1 protein-coding gene is annotated in these 359 nt (G+C 52.6%); it reads right to left on the bottom strand.

Annotated elements, in window-relative coordinates; translation table 11 throughout:
* A partial coding sequence (locus K5G00_RS29615; protein ID WP_238770274.1) for a hypothetical protein occupies positions 1-359 on the bottom strand: 359 nt, incomplete at both ends.

Here is a 359-nt window from a genome sequence, read left to right as displayed (position 1 = left end):
TGAGCCGAAACTTCCGAAGTACATCCGCCGGTACTTGTTGCGGAAACGGTGTACGGCTGTCCGGATGAAAAGCCTGTAATTTCCCCGCCGGTACCAACAGATGGCCCTGTGGGGTTAAATGTATAAGTGTAGTCGCTGTTGTAATTGGAAATGGTTGCGCTTCCCGGGACACCACAAGTTGCATCAACGACTGACACGGTAGGTTGCGCCGGCGCATCCAGTGCAGCCTGAACAGTAAACGAATCAGAAGGTGTGGAAGTACACCCTCCTGTATTAGTTGCAGTCACAGTGTAAGCCTGTCCGGTTGAAAATCCGGTAATTTCTCCGCCGGCACCAACAGATGGCCCTGTGGGGTCAAA

It is taken from the genome of Maribellus maritimus (assembly GCF_022267315.1).
Lineage (GTDB): Bacteria > Bacteroidota > Bacteroidia > Bacteroidales > Prolixibacteraceae > Draconibacterium > Draconibacterium maritimum.
The sequence above is the reverse complement of the archived record's forward strand: the minus strand, read 5'-3'. Positions and strand labels throughout refer to the sequence as shown.